General features: G+C 50.5%; 19 protein-coding genes and 1 pseudogene. 14 read left to right on the top strand and 6 right to left on the bottom strand.

The annotated features are described in order from the left end of the window. Positions 1-62: 62 nt before the first annotated feature. Positions 63-2501, bottom strand: a complete 2439-nt coding sequence (gene hrpB / locus AC2A06_RS14370) for an ATP-dependent helicase HrpB (RefSeq protein WP_484380732.1) — start codon at positions 2499-2501, stop codon at positions 63-65. Positions 2502-2592: 91 nt separating this feature from the next. Between hrpB and thpR the strand changes: the two genes are divergently transcribed. The 9 genes from thpR (at position 2593) to panD (ending at position 9999) form a co-directional block, all read left to right on the top strand. Continuing rightward, the gene (gene thpR, locus AC2A06_RS14365) at positions 2593-3135 is read left to right on the top strand and encodes an RNA 2',3'-cyclic phosphodiesterase (RefSeq protein ID WP_023489535.1); all 543 of its coding nucleotides are present in this window, start codon (positions 2593-2595) and stop codon (positions 3133-3135) included. Then, the gene (gene sfsA, locus AC2A06_RS14360; protein ID WP_023489536.1) at positions 3132-3839 is read left to right on the top strand and encodes a DNA/RNA nuclease SfsA; all 708 of its coding nucleotides are present in this window, start codon (positions 3132-3134) and stop codon (positions 3837-3839) included. Before thpR ends, sfsA begins: the two co-directional genes overlap by 4 nt. Positions 3840-4048: 209 nt before the next feature. After that, the gene (gene dksA / locus AC2A06_RS14355; RefSeq protein WP_023489537.1) at positions 4049-4504 is read left to right on the top strand and encodes an RNA polymerase-binding protein DksA; all 456 of its coding nucleotides are present in this window, start codon (positions 4049-4051) and stop codon (positions 4502-4504) included. A 72-nt stretch (positions 4505-4576) separates the two neighbouring features. Beyond that, on the top strand, positions 4577-5467 hold the full coding sequence (gene gluQRS / locus AC2A06_RS14350; protein WP_473196987.1) for a tRNA glutamyl-Q(34) synthetase GluQRS: 891 nt from the start codon (positions 4577-4579) through the stop codon (positions 5465-5467). A gap of 122 nt (positions 5468-5589) precedes the next feature. Further along, positions 5590-7137, top strand: a complete 1548-nt coding sequence (gene pcnB, locus AC2A06_RS14345) for a polynucleotide adenylyltransferase PcnB (protein WP_484380744.1) — start codon at positions 5590-5592, stop codon at positions 7135-7137. Further along, positions 7137-7616, top strand: coding sequence for a 2-amino-4-hydroxy-6-hydroxymethyldihydropteridine diphosphokinase (folK, locus tag AC2A06_RS14340; protein WP_473196986.1), 480 nt, complete (start codon positions 7137-7139; stop codon positions 7614-7616). Before pcnB ends, folK begins: the two co-directional genes overlap by 1 nt. A 155-nt stretch (positions 7617-7771) precedes the next feature. After that, entirely contained in the window at positions 7772-8566 is a 795-nt protein-coding gene (panB, locus tag AC2A06_RS14335) for a 3-methyl-2-oxobutanoate hydroxymethyltransferase (RefSeq protein ID WP_484380731.1), read from the top strand. Positions 8567-8628: 62 nt separating this feature from the next. Further along, positions 8629-9480, top strand: a complete 852-nt coding sequence (gene panC, locus AC2A06_RS14330) for a pantoate--beta-alanine ligase (RefSeq protein WP_484380730.1) — start codon at positions 8629-8631, stop codon at positions 9478-9480. A 138-nt stretch (positions 9481-9618) separates the two neighbouring features. Continuing rightward, positions 9619-9999, top strand: coding sequence for an aspartate 1-decarboxylase (gene panD, locus AC2A06_RS14325; RefSeq protein ID WP_023489543.1), 381 nt, complete (start codon positions 9619-9621; stop codon positions 9997-9999). A gap of 221 nt (positions 10000-10220) precedes the next feature. Here panD and AC2A06_RS14320 read toward each other — a convergent pair. From AC2A06_RS14320 to AC2A06_RS14310, 3 genes and pseudogenes are all read right to left on the bottom strand, one after another. Next, positions 10221-11477, bottom strand: a pseudogene (locus AC2A06_RS14320) (polysaccharide deacetylase family protein); the annotation flags it as partial. A gap of 247 nt (positions 11478-11724) precedes the next feature. After that, positions 11725-12495, bottom strand: coding sequence for an ABC transporter permease (locus tag AC2A06_RS14315; protein ID WP_023489545.1), 771 nt, complete (start codon positions 12493-12495; stop codon positions 11725-11727). After that, the gene (locus tag AC2A06_RS14310; protein WP_484380743.1) at positions 12492-13415 is read right to left on the bottom strand and encodes an ABC transporter ATP-binding protein; all 924 of its coding nucleotides are present in this window, start codon (positions 13413-13415) and stop codon (positions 12492-12494) included. The genes AC2A06_RS14315 and AC2A06_RS14310 overlap by 4 nt, the downstream gene beginning before the upstream one ends. A gap of 193 nt (positions 13416-13608) precedes the next feature. Here AC2A06_RS14310 and can point away from each other — a divergent pair, with 193 nt between their 5' ends. Beyond that, on the top strand, positions 13609-14268 hold the full coding sequence (gene can / locus AC2A06_RS14305; RefSeq protein ID WP_023489547.1) for a carbonate dehydratase: 660 nt from the start codon (positions 13609-13611) through the stop codon (positions 14266-14268). Positions 14269-14305: 37 nt separating this feature from the next. On the opposite strand, the gene hpt is transcribed toward can, so the two are convergent. Together hpt and cueO are read right to left on the bottom strand one after the other, a co-directional pair. Beyond that, positions 14306-14842: a hypoxanthine phosphoribosyltransferase gene (gene hpt, locus AC2A06_RS14300; RefSeq protein WP_023489548.1), complete on the bottom strand. Its 537-nt coding sequence runs from the start codon at positions 14840-14842 to the stop codon at positions 14306-14308. A gap of 135 nt (positions 14843-14977) precedes the next feature. Further along, positions 14978-16609: a multicopper oxidase CueO gene (gene cueO, locus AC2A06_RS14295; RefSeq protein ID WP_484380729.1), complete on the bottom strand. Its 1632-nt coding sequence runs from the start codon at positions 16607-16609 to the stop codon at positions 14978-14980. 187 nt (positions 16610-16796) lie between these two features. On the opposite strand from cueO, the gene AC2A06_RS14290 reads away from it, so the two are divergent. The 4 genes from AC2A06_RS14290 to AC2A06_RS14275 all read left to right on the top strand — a co-directional run bounded on the left by AC2A06_RS14290 (position 16797) and on the right by AC2A06_RS14275 (position 21021). Further along, positions 16797-17144, top strand: a complete 348-nt coding sequence (locus AC2A06_RS14290) for a YacC family pilotin-like protein (RefSeq protein WP_037383575.1) — start codon at positions 16797-16799, stop codon at positions 17142-17144. 145 nt (positions 17145-17289) lie between these two features. Next, positions 17290-18153 (top strand): polyamine aminopropyltransferase, encoded by an 864-nt coding sequence (gene speE, locus AC2A06_RS14285; RefSeq protein ID WP_484380728.1) that lies wholly within the window; start codon positions 17290-17292, stop codon positions 18151-18153. Between the two features lie 26 nt (positions 18154-18179). Beyond that, complete coding sequence (gene speD, locus AC2A06_RS14280; RefSeq protein WP_023489552.1) at positions 18180-18974, top strand: adenosylmethionine decarboxylase; 795 nt, start codon at positions 18180-18182, stop codon at positions 18972-18974. A 178-nt stretch (positions 18975-19152) separates the two neighbouring features. After that, entirely contained in the window at positions 19153-21021 is a 1869-nt protein-coding gene (locus AC2A06_RS14275; protein ID WP_484380727.1) for a DUF3857 domain-containing transglutaminase family protein, read from the top strand. Positions 21022-21052: the final 31 nt, after the last annotated feature.

The raw sequence follows: 21052 nt of genomic DNA, 5'->3' as shown, positions 1-21052 counted from the left end.
TGAATTATACCCATCACCCTTCAAAGGTGCAGAAAACCCATCCCCCTAAACTAGCGGTACCGTTATTGATATTTTTTGGTACGTCGGGTCGGGGGACTATTGGCTGGGTCATCCGGCCATACATGTTTGGGATAGCGCCCTTTCATCTCTTTTTGTACCTCTGGGTACGCCCCCTGCCAGAAAGCAGCCAGATCGCTGGTAATTTGCAATGGTCTGTGTGCGGGTGAAAGGAGCTCGAGCACCACCGCTATACGCCCCTCGGCCAACATTGGGCTACGTTGTTCACCAAACATCTCTTGTAAACGCACCGCCAGCACTGGCAGATTATCGCTGTCATAGCGAATCGGTAAGCGGCTGCCGGTGGCTACAGTGTAATGAGTCGGTAACGCATTATCCAGCCGCTGTTTTTGTTGCCAGTTCAATAGACGCCCCAGGGCTTCAGCCATATTTACCTGCTTGAGTCCACGAAGATCGCGCACGCCCCCCAATGACGGTAATAACCAACTTTCCAATGTCGCCAACAGCGACTCATCATCTACCGCAGGCCACGCAGCCTCAGGCAGCCAGCGCTGAGCGCAGTGTAAACGTAAACGTAACTGCTCTGCGGCGCTGTCCCAACTGAGTACACCCACCCCCTGCGTGCGTATCCAGTTTATCAGTGCCTGTTGCAACTCTGCATCTGCCGGTTTGGCCAGCGGTTGAGCCCGCAAGATTAAGCGGCCTATCTGTTGCCGCCGCCATGCGCGCAGAGTGCCTTTATCTTCGTCCCATTCAACGGCAGTCTGGCTGCTGACCAGCTGTGGCCGTTGAGTCACCAGGCTGTCAATCTCGATCGGTAACGCCAACAGGATACGAGCATCCGGGTTGTTGTGCCCTTGCAACAGGGAAGGAATGATCAGCCAAGGGTACCTGGATAGTGCGTCATGCTGATCCATAGCGGCCCCTAAACCATTCGCCAGCAAATAACGCCCATCGTGCCCACGCTGCTGCGCTAGACGGTCGGTAAAAGCCGTTGCCAGCAAAAAAGGGGCAAGCTCAGTATCCACCTGCCCTGATTTTTGAAGTAAGCGCTTACTTAGTTGAGTCGCCCGGCGTTGCCAATGTGATTGGGGGCAACTCAACCAATAGCCAATATCGATCTGCCCACCACGCGGCGGTTCTTCAAGCAGAGCCGCTAACATCGCTGCTGTCGCTAATCCATCAGGCCCCATCTCTGCGCCAGCGCAGAGCATGGCCGCTAACCGGGGTTCGCAACCCAATCCCGCCATCTTGCGACCTTGAGCCGTGAGTTTGCCCCCACTGTCGATGGCCGATAAGGTGTGTAACAACTGGCTGGCTGCCATCAATGCCCCTTGAGGAGGCTTATCAAGCCAGGTCAGTTGTTCGACATCCACACACCCCCATTGCAATAATTCAAGCCATAAGCTGGCGAGATCACTTTGCAGGATTTCCGCTGTTGCGTGCTCCGCCGCACGTTCCGCCTGCTCCCGGGTAAACAGATGCCAGCAGATACCAGGCTCCAGACGCCCAGCACGCCCGGCACGCTGTAACATGGAAGCCTGGCTGATGCGCTGGGTGACCAAACGAGTCAGCCCACTACGCAGGTCATAGTGGGCTACGCGCTCCAGGCCCGCATCAACCACCAGACGAATCCCTTCAATGGTCAAGCTGGTTTCCGCGATATTGGTGGCCAGCACCACTTTGCGGCGTCCCTTCGCTGCGGGCTGAATCGCTTTTTGTTGCTGCATCAAGGGCAATGCGCCGTATAGCGGGCAGAGATCAATGTCAGTGGCCACATCCCCTGTCAACCGTTCCAGTACCCGATTGATTTCCGCCACGCCAGGTAAGAAAAGCAGCAATGAACCCTGCTGCTCAGACAGTAAGCGCTTCACCACCGATGCCACCCCCTCCTCAAACCGCTGATGGCTAGCCAGTGGTTGATAGTGGCGCTCAACAGGATAACTACGCCCTTCTGAAACCACCACCGGTGCTGCCGGCAGTAATTGCGACAAACGCACATTATCCAGCGTCGCTGACATAATCAGTAACTTCAAATCGTCACGCAGCCCCTGTTGCACATCAAGCAATAAGGCCAAGGCCAAATCCGCTTGCAAGCTGCGTTCGTGGAATTCATCCAGAATGACCAAGGAAACCCCCTGCAGTTCAACATCCTGCTGCAACATGCGGGTCAGTATTCCTTCAGTCACCACTTCCAGACGAGTCTGAGGGCCGATTTTGCTTTCAGCCCGCATACGGTAACCGACGGTTTGGCCCGGCTCTTCCCCCAATTGCTGTGCCAGGCGATAGGCCACGTTTCTGGCCGCCAACCGCCGCGGCTCAAGCATGATAATACGCCCTGGCAACTGAGCTTTTGCCAGTATTTGTAGTGGCAACCAAGTAGATTTACCGGCACCGGTCGGCGCATGCAGCAAGACCTGAGGGGCGGATTGCAGTGAGGCAAGCAGTTGCTCAACAACCGCACTGACGGGCAATAAGGACACTAAATTCTCCGTGGAGTGGTTCGTGGGGTAGTTAATGAATGACACCCATTGTAGCATTACCCTCAGCGTTTAATTCACTTACCGGGGTTACATGTCCAGTTCGCGCCGCTTGTTCTTTGCACTTCCGTTACCTGATGCCTTGCAACAACAGGTGATACGCTGGCGTGCCACTGCCTTCGCTCCCGAAGATGGCCGCCCGGTTGCTGCTGCCAACCTACATCTGACTCTGGCATTTCTGGGCGAGCTTAGTGAGCAGAAAGAGCGAGCATTAAAAGCGCTGGCCGGACGCATAGTGCAAGCTGGCTTTCAGCTCTGCCTTGATGACCTCGGTCACTGGCCGCGCCCGGGTATCGTCTGGCTTGGCACCAAGCAGGCACCACGCGCCCTGTTGCAGTTGGCGGCCTTACTCCGCTCGCAGGCGGCCCGCAGTGGTTGCTATCAGAGCCCATTACCGTTTCACCCCCATATCACGTTACTGCGGGCGGCGACTAAACCGCTGGTTCTTCCCCCGGGCACGCCGGGTTGGCATTTTGATGCCCGTCATTTCTCGCTCTATCAATCGGTGTTTGAACAAGGTCGTACCCGCTACCATGAACTTGAGCAGTGGACACTCAACCAACAGGATAAAACATGATTTTTACCCCACCGCTAAAATCTGCCCAACTGATTAAGCGTTATAAACGTTTTCTGGCTGATGTGATTACGCCAACAGGCGAAACCTTGACCTTGCACTGTGCCAATACCGGGGCGATGACCGGCTGTGCGACACCGGGTGATACGGTTTGGTACTCCACGTCAGAGAATGCCAAGCGTAAATATCCCCAGAGTTGGGAACTCACCCATACGCAGGGAGGTGACTGGATCTGCGTCAATACGCTGCGTGCCAATACGCTGGTGCGTGAAGCAATTGAACAGAATATAATCACTGAATTATCCGGTTATTGTAAAATCAGCAGTGAAGTAAAATATGGTACGGAAAATAGCCGTATCGACTTGTTATTACAGGCAGAAAACCGGGTTAACTGCTATATTGAAGTCAAGTCTGTCACACTATTGCAACATGATCGTGGTTATTTCCCAGATGCTGTTACGCTCCGAGGACAAAAACATCTACGTGAGTTGCAAAGCGTGGTTGAACAAGGTCAACGGGCGGTACTGTTTTTTGCGGTATTGCACAGTGGTATCGCTCAGGTGACTCCGGCACATCATATAGATAAGCATTATGCGGCACTACTCAAGCAAGTTCAGCAGACAGGAGTGGAAGTGATTTGTTATGGGGCAAAATTATCACCTGACGGTCTATCACTCTGTGATAAGTTACCGTTTTTTATCGATTAGCGCGTGCGGGCAGTGATTAATTTTGCCACCAGATAGCCGCGTCGATTACGCCTTCCTTCACAGCATTGTCAAGTAGGCGACAGGAATAATTGCCATCCCTCTTCCCTTCTGTTATTTATAGCGGCCTGTTTTTCCCCTCTTCGGGGATTCGATATACCTGAACATCGTTGTAATAAAGGTATAGTGCGTGTGTATGTAGGAGAAGCAATATGCAAGAAGGGCAAACCCGTAAAGCCTCGTCCTTGAGCATTCTCGCCATCGCTGGGGTGGAGCCGTACCAAGAGAAGCCGGGCGAAGAATACATGAATAGCGCTCAGTTGGCGCATTTCAGACTCATTCTTGATGCATGGCGTAACCAGCTTAGGGATGAAGTTAACCGCACGGTTTCACATATGCAGGAAGAGGCAGCTAATTTCCCTGATCCAGCAGACCGAGCAACTCAGGAAGAAGAGTTCAGCCTTGAACTTCGTAACCGAGACCGTGAACGTAAACTGATCAAAAAGATCGAGAAAACGCTGAAGAAAGTAGAAGACGATGATTTCGGCTACTGCGAATCTTGCGGCGTGGAGATTGGCATTCGTCGCCTTGAAGCGCGTCCGACTGCTGATTTGTGCATCGATTGCAAGACGTTGGCCGAGATCCGTGAAAAGCAGATGGCTGGCTAAGCCGTCATTACCGCCTGTGGCGCGTGCCTCTATACGCGCCACACCGAGTAAAGGACACTGCTTCCTACTGCTATGGTAGACAGTCACTATGTGGGGCGTTTTGCCCCATCGCCTTCTGGAGATCTGCATTTCGGTTCGCTGATTGCCGCTCTGGGAAGCTACCTTCAGGCTCGTGCTCAACACGGGCAATGGCTGGTACGCATTGAAGATATCGACCCTCCGCGGGAAGTGGCTGGTGCAGCTGACCGCATCCTGACGACATTAGAACACTATGGCCTCCACTGGGATGGTCAGGTGCTATATCAGTCCCAACGCCTCGACGCCTACCGAGCTACCCTTGATTGTTTACAACAACAGGGAGCAAGTTATTACTGTACCTGTACACGCCAGCGTATCCAGCAGCTTGGTGGGCTATACGATGGTCATTGCCGTCAGTTACGACTTGGCCCACAAGGTGCGGCAATCCGTTTGCGACAATCAAACCCGATCTATACCTTTAACGATCGGTTGCAGGGGGAATTGCAGGCTGAACCCGCCTTGGCAGAAGAAGATTTTATCATTCGCCGCCGTGATGACCTGTTTGCCTATAATCTGGCTGTGGTGATTGACGACCATTTTCAAGGGGTGACCGAAATCGTTCGTGGTGCCGACCTGATCGCCCCCACCGTGCGCCAAATTGCGCTATACCAGCAGTTACAAGCCCCGGTTCCGCACTATATTCATTTGCCATTGGCATTAGGCCATCATGGGATCAAGCTGTCGAAACAAAATCAAGCACCGGCGCTACCCAGTGGTGACCCACGCCCGACGCTGATTAAGGCCCTCAAGTTTCTCCAGCAACCACAGCCAGAAAGCTGGCAAGATCTGAGCCTGTCGTTATTATTGAACTGGGCTGTGCAACATTGGTGCTTAGAAAATGTACCACGCCAACGGGCTATTCATCTCACCCCAGATTCATTGTAGTGATAACAGACGTCAATATAGTGAGTAAAATCACAACAGCATTCTCAAAGACGCCATGGTGAGCTATTATTAGCCGCTGTTTTTAATTAGCACTTTTTTATCCGTCACTATCGAGGTGTACTATTTTTACCCGAGTAGCCAATTTCTGCCGTAAGGTGCTTATCCGCGATGACAAATTGAACCGCGATAATGCGCGGGACAGCGAGCAAGCCCCAACTAGCGAGGAACTCGCCCCCGTAGAACAACCGGCGAAACAATCACCCCGCTCTGCTACCAGCGGCGCCCATAACCCTGCCCGCCGTCCGGCAGCGCGCAAGCGTGCGCCATTGCCGACCACAGCAGACGCACGCTCAATCACCGTGATCCCGCGTGATCAGCATTCGATTTCACGTAAAGACATCAGTGATAATGCCCTGAAGGTGCTATACCGTCTGAACAAATCCGGCTATGAAGCCTATCTGGTCGGTGGTGGTGTACGCGATCTATTGCTTGGCAAAAAGCCCAAAGATTTCGACATTACCACCAATGCTACCCCGGATCAGGTACGCAAATTATTCCGTAATTGCCGTCTGGTTGGCCGCCGTTTCCGGCTGGCACATGTGATGTTTGGGCCAGAAACTATCGAAGTTGCCACCTTCCGTGGCCATCACGAACAGCATCAAGAGTCAGACAAGAACTCTTCGCAACAAGCGCAGAGTGGCATGTTGCTGCGCGACAATATTTTTGGTTCTATTGAAGAAGATGCCCAGCGCCGCGACTTCACCATCAATAGCCTGTATTACGGCATTGCGGATTTTACCGTGCGCGATTACGTCGGTGGCCTGAACGATCTGCAACAAGGTGTCATCCGCTTGATCGGCGATCCAGAAACCCGCTATCGTGAAGACCCGGTGCGGATGCTACGTGCGGTACGCTTTGCCGCCAAACTGGACATGACCCTCAGCAAAGAAACTGCCGAGCCAATCCCTCGGCTAGCTTCATTACTGAGCGAGATCCCGCCAGCTCGTCTGTTTGAAGAATCGCTGAAATTATTGCAGACAGGGAGTGGTTATCAAACCTACCTCAAACTGTGTGAATATCAGCTGTTCCAGCCGCTGTTCCCACTGATTGCGCGCCACTTCACGCCAGACCAGGATACGCCAATGGAACGCATTCTGGTGCAGGTACTGAAAAATACCGATCACCGTCTGCAAAACGGTCTGCGTGTCAACCCGGCTTTCCTGTTTGCTGCCATGTTGTGGTACCCACTGCTGGAACACGCACAGAAGCTGGTTCAGGAGAGTGGGCTAACCTATTATGATGCCTTTGCACTGGCAATGAATGATGTGCTGGATGAAGAGTGTCGTTCATTAGCGATTCCCAAGCGGATCACCACATTAGTGCGGGATATCTGGCAGTTGCAATTACGCTTGTCCCGCCGTCAAGGCAAACGTGCCTATAAGCTGATGGAACACCCCAAATTCCGCGCCGCTTACGATTTGCTGGCACTGCGCGCCGAAGTGGAAAACAATGCCGAGATGCTGCGCTTGGTCAAATGGTGGGGCGACTTCCAGGAAGCTACTGCGGCACAGCAGAAAAATATGGTGAGCACGTTGGGGGAAGACCCGGCACCACGCAGAACGCGTCAGCGCCGCCCGCGTAACCGATCCCCACGTAAAGAGGAAGTATAATGGTACGCGTTTATATCGCTCTTGGGAGCAACTTGGCGCATCCCATTGAGCAGATAAATAACGCACTGGCAGCATTGGATCATCTACCACAGACCCAGCGCATCCTTTGCTCGCCGTTCTACCGTACCAAGCCGCTGGGGCCACAAAACCAGCCGGATTTTCTTAATGCGGTGGTGGCACTGGATACGCTGTTATCCGCAGAACAATTGCTTGATCACACTCAAGCGATAGAGCGCGACCAAGGGCGGGTCCGCAAAGATGAGCGCTGGGGGCCACGCACACTGGACCTGGACATCCTGTTATATGGTGACCAGGTGATTAATACCGAGCGCTTAACCGTGCCACACTATGGCCTGAAACAGCGTGAATTTGTGCTCTATCCGCTAGCGGATATTGCGCCAAATCTGGTGTTGCCGGATGGTGAAAGCCTGGCAGACTGCCTGAAACCTGTACCTAAAAACGGCATGACGTTATGGTAATCACCTGCCTGCTGAAACAACCCTAGAGGAACGTCTGCCACCTCACCACCCTGTATCATTAAGGTGGTGTCAATATACCCCAGCATTCCGCCCCCCGCTTACCACCTGCATGGCGCTGGGGATAAATTGTACGGCTATTCTTTGGAGAGATGATCGTGAAACCCACCACCGTGAGCCACTTACGCCAGTGGAAACAGCAAAAGAACAAATTTGCCACCATAACGGCTTACGATGCCAGTTTTGCCCAATTATTCGAGCAACAAGGCATTAAAGTGATGTTGGTTGGTGACTCGTTAGGGATGACACTACAAGGGCATGACTCCACACTCCCCGTTACCGTCGCCGACATCGCCTATCATACTCGTGCGGTGCGTCGTGGCGCACCAGCCTGCCTGTTATTGGCCGACCTTCCTTTCATGAGTTACGCTACCCCTGAACAAACCTGCCACAGTGCGGCAGAACTGATGCGTGCCGGGGCTAATATGGTCAAACTGGAAGGGGGCAGTTGGCTGATTGATACCGTAAAAATGCTGACAGAACGTGCTGTTCCGGTTTGTGGTCATCTCGGGCTGACACCGCAATCGGTCAACCTGTTCGGTGGTTATAAAGTGCAAGGGCGCGAGGAAGCCACAGCAAACCAACTGTTGGAGGATGCCAAAAGCCTGGAGCAGGCTGGCATGCAACTCCTGGTACTGGAGTGCGTTCCGAGTGAACTGGCGCGGAAGGTGACAGAAGCCTTGTCTATCCCGGTAATTGGCATTGGTGCCGGTAATGCTACCGATGGTCAAATACTGGTCATGCATGACGCCTTAGGGATCACCAGTGGCCATATTCCAAAATTTGCCAAAAACTTTCTGGCACAGAGTGGTGATATCCGCAGTGCAGTACAACGCTATATTCAGGAAGTTGAACAAGGTGTCTATCCTGCAGAAGAGCACTCGTTCAACTAATTTTGTCATTGCTTGAATGAATGATTGTTTGAAAGATTGATTGAAACTCCAGGAGTTATGGAATGGTAATTGTCGAAACTCTGCCATTGCTACGCCAACAAATCCGCCGCTGGCGGCAAGAAGGCAAGCGCATCGCACTGGTCCCCACCATGGGAAACCTGCATGAAGGCCACATGACGTTGGTTGATGAGGCTCGTGCTCGTGCCGATGTTGTGGTTGTGACTATTTTCGTTAACCCGATGCAATTCGATCGCCCTGATGATTTGGCTCGCTACCCACGCACACTGCAAGAGGATAGTGAAAAACTCACTCACCGTAATGTTGATCTGATATTCGCCCCATCACCAGCAGAAATTTACCCACAAGGATTGGATCAGCAAACCAGTGTCGATGTTCCTGGTATTTCCACCATCCTTGAAGGTGCCAGCCGTCCAGGGCATTTCCGTGGTGTAGCTACCGTGGTCAGTAAATTGTTTAATCTGGTTCAACCTCATCTGGCCTGCTTTGGCGAGAAGGATTACCAGCAACTGGCACTGATCCGCAAGATGGTCGAGGACATGGGGTACGATATTGACATTATTGGTGTACCCACAGTGCGCGCCAAAGATGGGTTGGCACTCAGTTCACGCAATGGCTACCTCAATGCCGAAGAGCGCAAAATTGCACCGCAGCTAAGCATGATTATGCATGGCATAGCAGAGCAACTCAGCCATGGTGAGCGCCATGTGGATAAATTACTTGGGCAGGCTGCGGAAAGGCTGCGCACTGCTGGCTTTACCCCTGATGAATTATTTATCCGTGATGCCGACACGCTGCAACCATTAGGTATAGAGAGCCGCCATGCAGTCATATTAATGGCTGCCTGGCTGGGTAAAGCGCGCTTGATCGATAATCAACAGGTCGACCTGTCGTAATAAGCCCTTTATAGAACACGGTTGCCGTGGTGACTTCATTGGCAGTAGACTGAGCCTGTTTATTGCTGAAGTGACCCGCAAGCAGAGTCAGATTTCAATCCAGTTGGCTGAAAAGCCGATATTCAGTTAGGTAACGCTATGATACGTACTATGTTGCAAGGCAAACTGCATCGGGTAAAAGTGACTCAGGCTGACTTGCATTATGAGGGTTCCTGCGCCATCGATCAGGACTTTCTGGAAGCGGCAGGGATTCTGGAATATGAAGCGATTGATATTTACAACGTTGATAACGGTCAGCGTTTTTCCACCTATGCCATCGCTGCTGAACGCGGTTCACGCATTATATCGGTCAATGGTGCGGCGGCGCGCTGTGCCTGTGTCGGTGACAAACTGATCATCTGTTCCTATGTGCAGATGAGTGATGCCGATGCGCGTCAGCACCATCCGAAAGTCGCCTATTTTGAGGGCGATAACCTTCTGCAACGCCAGGCGAAAGCCGTTCCTGTGCAGGTTGCCTGATAAAAAAAACGGGCGCGTAGAGCGCCCGGTTTTTTATCTTCCATACCCCAGCCAACTCACCCGGGTTGAATAAACATTTGCATCTGACCGATCATCATCAATGAGGCAAACTGCCCCCAGAAATCCATTAGGTCAACTGACTCCTGAGATTTCCCGTCACCATGATCTAACGACAAACTGGATAAACTTGGGTACAACGGTGTCGATAAGGATTCCCGCGTGTTGGCAACTCGCTCTGCCATCGAAGGAATAGAGTCGGTGCGTAGGATATATAACCGTTTCAAAGTATAAATATTATCCCCTGGCTTCACTTTGCCTTTTACCGTCGAAAACGCCAGATGCAGCCCTGCTTCTTTTGCTGCCTCGACCGCATCCTGGTTATAGCCGCCAAATGGGTAAGCGAGATAATAGATTTTCGGGTTAAACTGTTCCAACGCCCTTCTTGAACGCTCAAAGTCAACCCGAATATTATGTAGCGAACGACTCAGCAAAATGGGCCGGTGCTTGCCATCGGTACGATGCAGGAAATGGGTATGCGATTGAATATCAAAAACATCCTGAATTTCTTGTAATTCAGAAATACTCATAAACTGCAATGTATCTGCGTTCCACTGCTGTGGATGGCGCTTGATACGTGAAGAGATAACAAATGTTGTTGCCTGAAAACCGTTCGCCTTCAGTACTGGATAGGCATAGCGATAAACCGATTTCAAACCATCATCAAAGGTCAGCACCACAACCTTAGCAGGTAGATTGATCTGATTATTCAGATAAGCTTCCAGTTGATACAAGGTGATAGTGTCATAGCCAGCCTGTTTCAGATACGCCATCTGATTACTAAATGCCACATCAGAGGTGGTGGTTGACGTATTCCGAAAACGTTTGTTCTCTTCATTTTTCAACATGTGGTGATAGGTCAACACCGGGATACCATTGTCAATCTCGCTATCCTGCGCCCTGATAAAACCCAGACGATCGCCAATGTTAACTTCAAACCAAGTGTTATGCATCCGGTCTTTCAGTTTACCAATAATCGGATAACGCAGATTCTCTTCCAGTACAGCAAACACTTTACTTTGAACATCCGGAGTAGAATAAACCTGGGTTGGCCGCTGAGTAATCAAATGTTGTGGATTCGCGGGCTGTTTGCTCAGTTCCTTTGAGTCATCCTTCACCTGACGTGATTTAATGATCGGGCGAACATTGGCTTTATCAATAAAACCGGTACCATGCCCAAATTTGAACTCATAATATTGCGCATCTGCACGGAACACCTGGAGCAGTTGACCTTGCTTCACTTGCCCTACTGGAATGACCTGTTCGCCCACCAACGAATACATTTCGCTGTCTCGTTCTGCTTCCATGTACTCGGTTTTGACCGTACTGTCTTGCGACACCACCACCGCCGCGGCAGTTGGCAGCAGCAACGATATAACAATACCGAGTAATCCTGCGATTATTCTATGTTGAGACTGCATGGTTTGTTCTACTTACTAATCCCCGATAAAAGTGCGCTAGCATAACATGATTTAAATCACAGGTAGAAAGTGCTTATTCTGATCATACGGAGACCTGATAAATTAAAGTTACAAACAGTTAACAATGGTATCAGGTAACAAAAGAATATGTCTTTATGTGTACAGGGCAGACGCGCAGGTCTGCCCGCTTGGGGAAAGTAAGGAGTCAGTGGCGCTGCTAATGCGCCCGGCAACTTCAATGGCTACATCAAGTGCGTAGACCTTTGCCACGCTCAATCAGATACCAGGCCAACCCATAAAACACCACGATAAAAGCTACCAGCACCGCCATGGTCAGCGCTAAAGGAACATCGGCAATGCCAAGAAAACCGAAGCGAAATCCACTGATCATATACACAATCGGGTTTAATTTGGAGACCATTTGCCAAACCGGCGGCAGCAGTGTCAACGAATAAAAGACGCCCCCCAGATAGGTCAAGGGTGTCAGCACAAAAGTCGGGATCAGGCTGATATCATCAAAGGTAGTGGCATATATGGCATTTAGTAGTCCCCCCAGTGAGAACAGGATCGCCGTCAATAACAGTGTTACGGCAATCACCCACCAAGCATGTACCTGCAAGGGAACAAAAAACAATGAAATGGCGGTGACCAAGATACCCACACAAATACCTCTGGCCACGCCGCCCCCCACATAACCGGCAATCATGATATGAGTCGGTACAGGTGCGACCAGGAGTTCTTCAATATTGCGCTGGAACTTGGCACTGAAAAACGATGCAGCCACATTGGCATAGGAATTGGTAATCACCGCCATCATAATCAGCCCTGGAACAATAAACTGCATATAATCAAAGCCATGCATCTCGCCAATTCGCGCACCAATCAGGTTGCCAAAAATAATAAAGTACAACGTCATGGTGATCACCGGAGGAACCAGCGTCTGGACCCAGATACGGGTAAACCGGTTAATCTCTTTCGCCCAGATACTCTTCAAAGCCACCCAATACAAATGCATCATGCTTTTTCTCCATGGCTATTCACCAGTTTGACGAATAGCTCTTCCAACCGGTTAGCCTTGTTTCGCATACTCAGCACCTGTACCCCTTGGGCACTCAATTGGCTAAACAGCGAGTTCAAACCTTGTTCACGCATCACTTCTACTTCAAGCGTCGAGGTGTCAATCAAACGGCTTTGGTACCCCTCCAACTTAGGTAATGGACTTTTGGCTGCCAAATCAAGAATGAAGGTTTCTGACTTGAGCTTCGACAGTAGCCCTTTCATTGAGGTATTTTCCACCAATTCGCCATGCTGAATAATGCCAATGTTTCGGCACAGCATTTCCGCTTCTTCCAGATAGTGTGTAGTCAGAATAATCGTGGTGCCTTGCGCATTCAGCTCTTTCAAAAAAACCCACATCGAACGGCGCAACTCAATATCCACCCCGGCAGTGGGTTCGTCGAGGATCAATAATTTTGGTTGGTGCATCAAGGCACGAGCAATCATCAGGCGGCGCTTCATACCACCAGAAAGCATACGAGCCCGCACGTTACGCTTATCCCATAAATCGAGCTGGTTAAGATATTTTTCTGCCCGTGCATGGGCCTCGCGACGTTCAACACCATAGTAACCGGCCTGATTGGCGACAATCTGAAATACCGTCTCAAACGGGTTGAAATTGAATTCTTGTGGCACCAGCCCAAGCTGACGCTTGGCATTGACAATATCTTTGTCAATATCGTAGCCGAACACCCGCACAGTGCCTGACGTTTTGTTGACCAGCGAACTAATAATCCCAATGGTGGTTGATTTCCCAGCACCATTGGGTCCTAACAGAGCATAAAAATCCCCTGCCTCTACCTTGAGATCAATACCGCGCAATGCCTTTACGCCACCGGCATAAATTTTGGTCAACTGCGCTATTTCCAGTGCATAATCCATCATTGATGAGAGTGCCTTGTGAAGATAAGTATTTTGCTAGCATATACCCGAGTTTGCTCGAGTTGCCAGCAAGCTATAGCGATAGGAAACCTACCCCACGCAAAAAAATAGCTGTACGGTTTCCATTTCCAAATTGTGATGCTTACCCTATATTACATCAACGCAATTCGTTCATCACAGGTCAATCACTGCCATGAAAGAAATCGAAACGCTTATAGCCAACAACCAAACCTGGTCCGCTAACATCAAGCTAGAAGATCCTGGCTTTTTTGAGCGGTTATCCCAGGCGCAGAAACCACGATTCTTATGGATAGGTTGCTCCGACAGCCGAGTACCCGCAGAGCGTTTGACTGGCCTGGAGCCGGGAGAACTGTTCGTCCACCGCAATGTGGCAAACCTGGTCATTCACACTGACTTGAACTGCCTGTCCGTAGTGCAATATGCCGTTGATGTGCTCGAGGTTGAACATATCATTATCTGTGGTCACTTGGGATGCGGTGGTGTGGAAGCGGCGGTAGAAAACCCGGAACTGGGGCTGATCAACAACTGGCTGCTGCACATTCGCGACCTCTGGTACAAGCACAGTTCATTGCTGGGGGAACTGGAGCCAGAACAACGCCTGGATGTCCTGTGTGAAATCAATGTGATTGAACAGGTTTATAACCTGGGCCATTCCACCATTATGCAGTCTGCCTGGAAACGTGGCCAGAAAGTGATGATTCATGGTTGGGTCTATGGGATCCAGGATGGTCGTTTACACAATCTGGAGGTCACCGCCACCAGCCGTGAAAGCCTGGAGATGGGCTACCGCAAGGCTATAGCCACCCTCACCCGGGACAAAGGTGTATCCTAGTGCCTGATGGGGCCACCTTGTGGCCCCCATCGTTTAATCACTCATCCAACATCACCACTTTACCAATGTAGGGCAAATGGCGGTAACGCTGGGCATAATCGATGCCATAGCCAACGATAAACTCATCTGGGATAGAGAAACCGACATATTCCACCGGGACGTCCACTTCTCGACGCTCAGGTTTATCCAGCAAGGTACAAATCGCCAAGGATTTTGGCCCACGCAATGCCAAAATCTCGCGCACTTTGTTCAAGGTGTTGCCGGAGTCGATAATATCTTCCACGATCAACACATCTTTACCATGGATATCTTCATCCAGATCTTTGAGGATCTTGACATCTCGAGAGGTCGACATGCCGCTGCCATAACTGGAGGCGGTCATAAAGTCCACTTCATGCGGCACCTCAATAGCGCGGCACAAATCGGCCATAAACATAAAAGAGCCACGTAGCAGCCCAACCAGCACCATCTCACTACCACTATGACGGTAATCTTCACTAATTTGCTGCCCAAGTTCGGCGACGCGGGTGCGTATCTCCTGCTCGGAAATCATTACTTCTACAATATGTTTCATGGTTTTTAGGTCAAATAGTTTTAGGTCAATTACCGGAACACGTTGCCGAAGTTTAACATAGCTGGCAAACAGTGGCGATGTGAGAGCCTACAACAGGCCCTCATTCACGATGTCGCTTGCATAATGGCAGGTCTATCAAGCGGTAACGGTAAAGCCCAACATCATGCCAGTATCTTCGTGCTCCAGCAGGTGGCAATGAGCCATATAAGGCTGCTGCGCATTAGCCAAGTGATTAAAGCGTACCAGGACTTCACTGCGTGCGCCCTCAACCAGCACGGTATCCTTCCAACCCACACGATGAGCCGCTGGTGGCTTACCATTCTCTGACAGAATGCGAAATTGCGTGCCGTGAATATGGAACGGGTGCAGCATCATGTCGCCCTCTCCAGAAATGGTCCATTTCTCATACTGACCACGTTTGGCTTCAAACATTGGCTTGTTCATATCGAACGCTTTGCCATTGATGGTATTGGCATGACTGAAATCAAACGATGAGTGATTCTGCTTCATGCCGCTCATCTTGCTATGATCCATACCCTGCATATCACCATGATCCATTTTTCCATGAGCCATCTTTCCATGATCCATTTCTGCCATGTTATGGTTTGAACTGCCGTGGTTCATACTCATGCCCGCCATCGCCTGATGTCCGTAGCGATCCATCAATGCTTTCATACCCATCATATCGAGTTTCGGATCCATCATCAGTTGTAAGAATCGCTCTGGTCCCCCACTCGATGAAGGCAACACGGGAAGTTTGACTAAACTGTCAGGCATTGATTTGATGCCCTGAGCCAAGGAAGGTTGAATATGTAATACTGGCAATGGTTGATCGAATGGCGCTAATGTCATGCCCATCTGCTTCACGGGCAAAGTGACAATATCAAATGGCTTACCATCCGTCGCATCGACCATGACCTCAAAGCGTTCCCCCATAAAAATCGGCAATTCAGTCAATTTTACCGGCTCGGCAAGAAATCCGCCGTCACTGGCAATCACATATAACGGCCGATTGTCACTGGCTGCCAGATTGAGAGTGCGGGCATTACAGCCATTCAGGAAACGCAAGCGTAACCAACCGCGTGGCGCGATATGTTGTGGATAGAGGGCACCGTTGGTAAACATGCGGTCACCAAACCAGCCTACCGCAGCACTGATAACATCTAATTGATATTCGATCTGCCCCGCTTTATCCAAGCGTTTATCTTGCAAGATCACCGGGAAATCATCCTGGCCCCAGGTTTTGGGTAACGGTAACTGACTGCTTTCGTCATCTTCCAGCAGGACTAATCCGCCTAACCCCTTCATCACTTGCTGACCGGTTGTCCCATGTGTATGGGGGTGAAACCAACAGGTGGCAGCACTTTGATCAACAGTAAAAGCCACAGTGCGCGTACTACCCGGCTGAATCAAGGCTTGTGGCCCCCCATCAACATCCCCCGGGATCTCCAGCCCATGCCAGTGCAGCGTGCTGGCTTGCGGCAATTTATTATGGATATCTACCGTGACCGACTGCCCCCGTTGCAAGCGCACTGCCGGGCCAAGTAACGCGCCGTTAACGCCCCAAGTCTGAGTCGCCACTTTAGGTAACCAGTTCATTTGCCCCGTTTGCATGACCAACGAAATTTTACCTTGGGCATCAGGGGTTAAAATGGGGGGAATGGGTAGGGATGGCCGACCCGCCGCCCAGGCCGAGTGACTCCATAATGGTAAAGTGCTTGCAGCCCCGAGTGCGGCAGTTAATTTGATAAAATCACGACGCAACATTTCAGACTCCCTTTTCTCAGTGTTCGAAAAATTCATCATCGCTGTTTGAATCCTTTAGCGTAAAGCCTCCCCTTAGAGGAAGGTCAAGCCTTTATCTTTAAAAAAGTTAAGCTACAGTAATAAAACTTGGTGCCTTTACAGGCAAATATGGTAACGTCAGCACATATTGCACAGGTCTACTTTGATGATGAAAAAAACAACGTTATTGATGCTATTGCTGACAATGCTAGGCTTCTCCAAAGCCAGTCTGGCCCTTAATGAAGCCGAAGCTGAAGATCTTGCTGATCTGACCGCGGTGTTTGTCTATCTAAAAAGCAATTGCGGCTACAGTGATCTGCCTAATGAGCAAATCAAACGAGCTATTGTCTTTTTTGCTCGGCAAAATCGTTGGGATTTAAGTAATTACAGTAGTTTCAATATGAAAATGCTGGGGGAAGAGAGTTATCGTGACCTCAGTGGAATTGCCATTCCTACCCCCAACAAGTGCAAATTGCTGGCACGCGATTCATTAAACCTGCTCACTTACGCCAACTAGGTTGTCTCCCCCACAGCAAAACCCAGCGGTGAACGCAAGCTGAGTGAAGCGCTAGACAAGTCGGACAAGTTTGTAATTTGCCGCAGGTCCGGTTTATCATGTTGCGCCCGTTTTTCATGGCTGTTATCACGGAGTAACCCCTCACATGACCCAGAAAGATATTTGGTATGAGACACTTCATGCCAATTTCGGCCAATACTTCTCTGTTGAGAAGGTGCTTTATCGTAAACAGACCGAACATCAGGATCTGGTGATCTTCGAAAATTCGGTACTCGGACGTGTAATGGCCCTGGATGGCGTCGTGCAAACCACTGAACGTGATGAATTTATCTATCACGAAATGATGACCCACATCCCTTTATTGGCACATGGTCATGCCAGCAATGTATTGATTATTGGCGGTGGCGATGGCGGTATGCTGCGTGAAGTGAGCCGTCATCCGGGCGTTCGCCAAATCACCATGGTGGAGATTGACGCCGGTGTGGTGGAGTTCTGCCGTCAATATCTGCCTAATCACCATGCGGGAGCCTATGATGATCCGCGTTTTAAACTGGTGATTGACGATGGCGTCAACTTTGTTAATCAGACCACAGACAAATTTGATGTCATTATTTCTGACTGTACCGACCCCATCGGCCCCGGTGAAAGCCTGTTCACTTCCACATTCTATCAAGGTTGCGCTCGCTGCCTGAATGAAGGCGGTATCTTTGTGGCGCAAAACGGTGTCTGTTTTCTACAACAGGATGAAGCGGTCAACAGCCATAGCCGATTAAGCCAATATTTTAATGATGTCAGCTTTTACCAGGCCGCGATTCCTACTTACTACGGCGGGATCATGACATTTGCCTGGGCCAGCCAGAACCCGGCATTACGCCAGTTGGACGTAGCCACGCTACAACAGCGCTTTAATCAGAGTGGATTACACTGCCGTTATTACAACCCGGCAATTCACATCGGCAGTTTTGCTCTGCCACAGTATTTACTCAATGCACTAAACGTACCACGTTAAGCGAGAAGATAAGGAGGTGAGCCAAATTGCATAAGCTCAAATTGCACGGCTTTAATAACCTGACCAAGAGCCTGAGTTTTTGTATTTACGATATCTGTTACGCCAAGACCACGGATGACCGTGACGGCTATATCGCCTACATTGACGAACAGTACAATGCCAACCGCCTGACCGAGATCCTCAGTGAGACCTGCTCGATCATCGGTGCCAATATTCTGAATATTGCACGCCAGGATTATGACCCCCAAGGGGCCAGTGTCACTATTCTGGTTAGCGAAGAACCCGTTGACCCTAAAGATGTGGATACTTCGGAACACCCTGGTCCGTTGCCTAATACGGTGGTTGCCCACCTGGACAAAAGCCATATCTGCGTCCACACTTACCCCGAAAGTCACCCGCAAGGCGGTCTGTGTACCTTCCGTGCCGATATCGAAGTCTCTACCTGTGGGGTCATCTCACCGTTAAAAGCGCTGAACTATCTGATTCACCAGTTGGAATCCGATATTGTCACCATGGATTATCGGGTACGTGGTTTTACTCGCGACGTAAATGGTGTGAAACATTACATCGATCATGAGATCAATTCGATCCAGAACTTTATGTCCGAAGATATGAAAGCGCTGTACCACCTGATGGATGTGAACGTCTATCAGGAAAACATCTTCCACACCAAGATGCTGTTGAAGGATTTTGATCTGAAGCATTACCTGTTTAATGCTCAGCCGGAAGCGCTCAACGAAATTGAACGGAAAAGGATCACTGCTCTGCTATGGAAAGAGATGCAGGAAATCTACTACGGGCGGAACATCCCACAGCTATAACATCTCATTACCTATCCAGGCTTACCGCCGGGTTCATTCAAGTTGCGGCCAGGCGGCAAGTAAATAAGTCCCCACGAGCATAAATTCTATGTGACTGGGGCGCACAGCCTTAGCCAACACCGCGGCAGCTTGAAGACGATAGGTATATCGTTATTCAAGCACTCTCTACGAGGTATTAATGCACCGTTATTCCTTCCCGCTCTCCCTAGTTGCTTACAGTCTGTTGCTAACCACCCCTTCCGTATTTGCCGCCTTACAACCGATTGAAGAGGCACCGCTGTCGGGCGAGACAGAGCGCCGTTGCCAGTTCAATGCAGATAACAGTACCGATTGTGTCACTACCTACAGCTTTACCATACTCAAACCCAGCGGGCGTGAAATGCTCTCGCGTATTGACCGCAATTATGCGGAAAATGACACCCTGACACTTGAGAAAGCAGAAGTGACCCAACCGGGTGAACAGCCAGTCCCCTTGGCAGAGTCACAGATCGATACGCGCATGGCTCCTAACCCTGATCAAGGTTTTCTGCGAGAAAAACAGATTTCCCTGGCCTTCCCCAATCTGCGCGTTGGCACTCGTATCAGCTATACCTTACGTGAACATTTTGTCGCCAAACCTTTAAATAGCCAATTCCATTACGTACTTGGTCTGGGGCCAATACCCGTTCGTTATGATCGCTTTGAGGCAGAATTCACTGCTGAACGCCCAATCCTGATACGCAGTGAGAAGATGGAGGCTTACCACATTGAACAGAGTGACGATAAAAAAAGCGTCAAGGTCAGCCTTAAGTCATCCCCGTACTATTTGAACTATATCAACGAAGCGGACAGTAGTTACTTCCGGCAGATACCTCGCCTGGAATTAGGCAGTTCACTTGATCTACAGGACAATCTGTCTGCTTTAGCCAAGCGTTATAATCAGTTGCTGGCCGCCGAACTGCCGCAAAATATGGCAGCTGCTGTTGCCACTAACCAAGGTAAACCTGCGGCACAACAGGTTGCCGCGCTGATGCAATACATCAACAATAACTACCGCTATCTCGGTGACTGGCGCAGCAGTGAACGCGGCTACATTCCCTTTACCTTGGGCGAAATCGAGCGCAATGGCTATGGGGACTGCAAAGACTTGGCTACCATGCTCACCGCCATGCTCAAAGCAGTCGGTATCAAAGCAGAAACCGCTTTAGTCAATCGTGGCGATGTCGCGCCAAACTTGTTGATTCCAGGCATCTACGCCCCCAACCATGCCATAGTGCGCGCAGAAGTCGATGGCAACATCTGGTGGCTTGATCCCACCAACCCGGCGTTTATTCCTGGGCGTACCATGCATGACCTTCAGCAGCGCTGGGCATTGGTGCTAGGTGAGGCGGGGCAGGTTCGGCAAGAGAATATCCCCCTGGAAAACCCCGATGACACCGTGCGTGTCACCCGTAGCGAACAATATACCCACGACGGTCAAGCCAAAATCCAAGCAAGCGTAGAACTCTCCAATATCCCGCTAATGCAACTTAGCGTCGCTGACCACCAGGATGGACGCACCAGCGTTGATCAAATGCTCTGTCGCAATTTTGCGAATCAAGTCAGCGATTGTAGTTTGCAGCGTGATGAGAGCCAGTTTGTCATCCCGCCCCAGTATCGCATTGAGGCCAAGCTGACCGACCTGCATGGCCTGGAGCTTATCGGGGGGCAATATACCTACCATCGCCAGAGTCTGGCCCAAAACTGGCGTGCCTTCTCTACTTATCGCCTTGAGGGGCAGTTGGCAGATATCTACCTAGGGGACCCGCAGACCATCTCCTATGACGTCAGTTTATCAGGGGAGACCCAGGAGCCAGCGCACCATTGCCAGATACGCTCCCCCTGGTTCGATATTGATTTACAAGCAGAACCCAGCAAAGCGGGTTACCACTATCGCTACCGGGAAGTGCAGAAAGTCAGTTGGTTGAGCCACGATGAGATCAACAGCGAATCCTTCGGCAAACTGATCGAACAAGGGGATGATTGCGTCAAAAAGCTACGTTTGGTGATGCAGCCCGTGAAAGCTTAGCCCCGCAGATGGGCTAATTATCGTGATGAGA

The organism is Serratia sp. HNCC26DJ244 (genome assembly GCF_057180565.1).
Note: the sequence above shows the minus strand (reverse complement) of the source record. Positions and strands in the feature narration are given on the sequence as shown.

Bases quoted from the DNA above. Each gene is read 5' to 3' on its own strand.
- folK (WP_473196986.1), top strand. From the start codon at position 7,137: ATGGTACGCGTTTATATCGCTCTTGGGAGCAACTTGGCGCATCCCATT.
- sfsA (WP_023489536.1), top strand. From the start codon at position 3,132: ATGATTTTTACCCCACCGCTAAAATCTGCCCAACTGATTAAGCGTTAT.
- AC2A06_RS14310 (WP_484380743.1), bottom strand. From the start codon at position 13,415: ATGGATTATGCACTGGAAATAGCGCAGTTGACCAAAATTTATGCCGGT.
- AC2A06_RS14315 (WP_023489545.1), bottom strand. From the start codon at position 12,495: ATGATGCATTTGTATTGGGTGGCTTTGAAGAGTATCTGGGCGAAAGAG.
- can (WP_023489547.1), top strand. From the start codon at position 13,609: ATGAAAGAAATCGAAACGCTTATAGCCAACAACCAAACCTGGTCCGCT.
- gluQRS (WP_473196987.1), top strand. From the start codon at position 4,577: ATGGTAGACAGTCACTATGTGGGGCGTTTTGCCCCATCGCCTTCTGGA.
- thpR (WP_023489535.1), top strand. From the start codon at position 2,593: ATGTCCAGTTCGCGCCGCTTGTTCTTTGCACTTCCGTTACCTGATGCC.
- AC2A06_RS14290 (WP_037383575.1), top strand. From the start codon at position 16,797: ATGAAAAAAACAACGTTATTGATGCTATTGCTGACAATGCTAGGCTTC.
- AC2A06_RS14275 (WP_484380727.1), top strand. From the start codon at position 19,153: ATGCACCGTTATTCCTTCCCGCTCTCCCTAGTTGCTTACAGTCTGTTG.
- dksA (WP_023489537.1), top strand. From the start codon at position 4,049: ATGCAAGAAGGGCAAACCCGTAAAGCCTCGTCCTTGAGCATTCTCGCC.
- speE (WP_484380728.1), top strand. From the start codon at position 17,290: ATGACCCAGAAAGATATTTGGTATGAGACACTTCATGCCAATTTCGGC.
- panC (WP_484380730.1), top strand. From the start codon at position 8,629: ATGGTAATTGTCGAAACTCTGCCATTGCTACGCCAACAAATCCGCCGC.
- hpt (WP_023489548.1), bottom strand. From the start codon at position 14,842: ATGAAACATATTGTAGAAGTAATGATTTCCGAGCAGGAGATACGCACC.
- cueO (WP_484380729.1), bottom strand. From the start codon at position 16,609: ATGTTGCGTCGTGATTTTATCAAATTAACTGCCGCACTCGGGGCTGCA.
- panD (WP_023489543.1), top strand. From the start codon at position 9,619: ATGATACGTACTATGTTGCAAGGCAAACTGCATCGGGTAAAAGTGACT.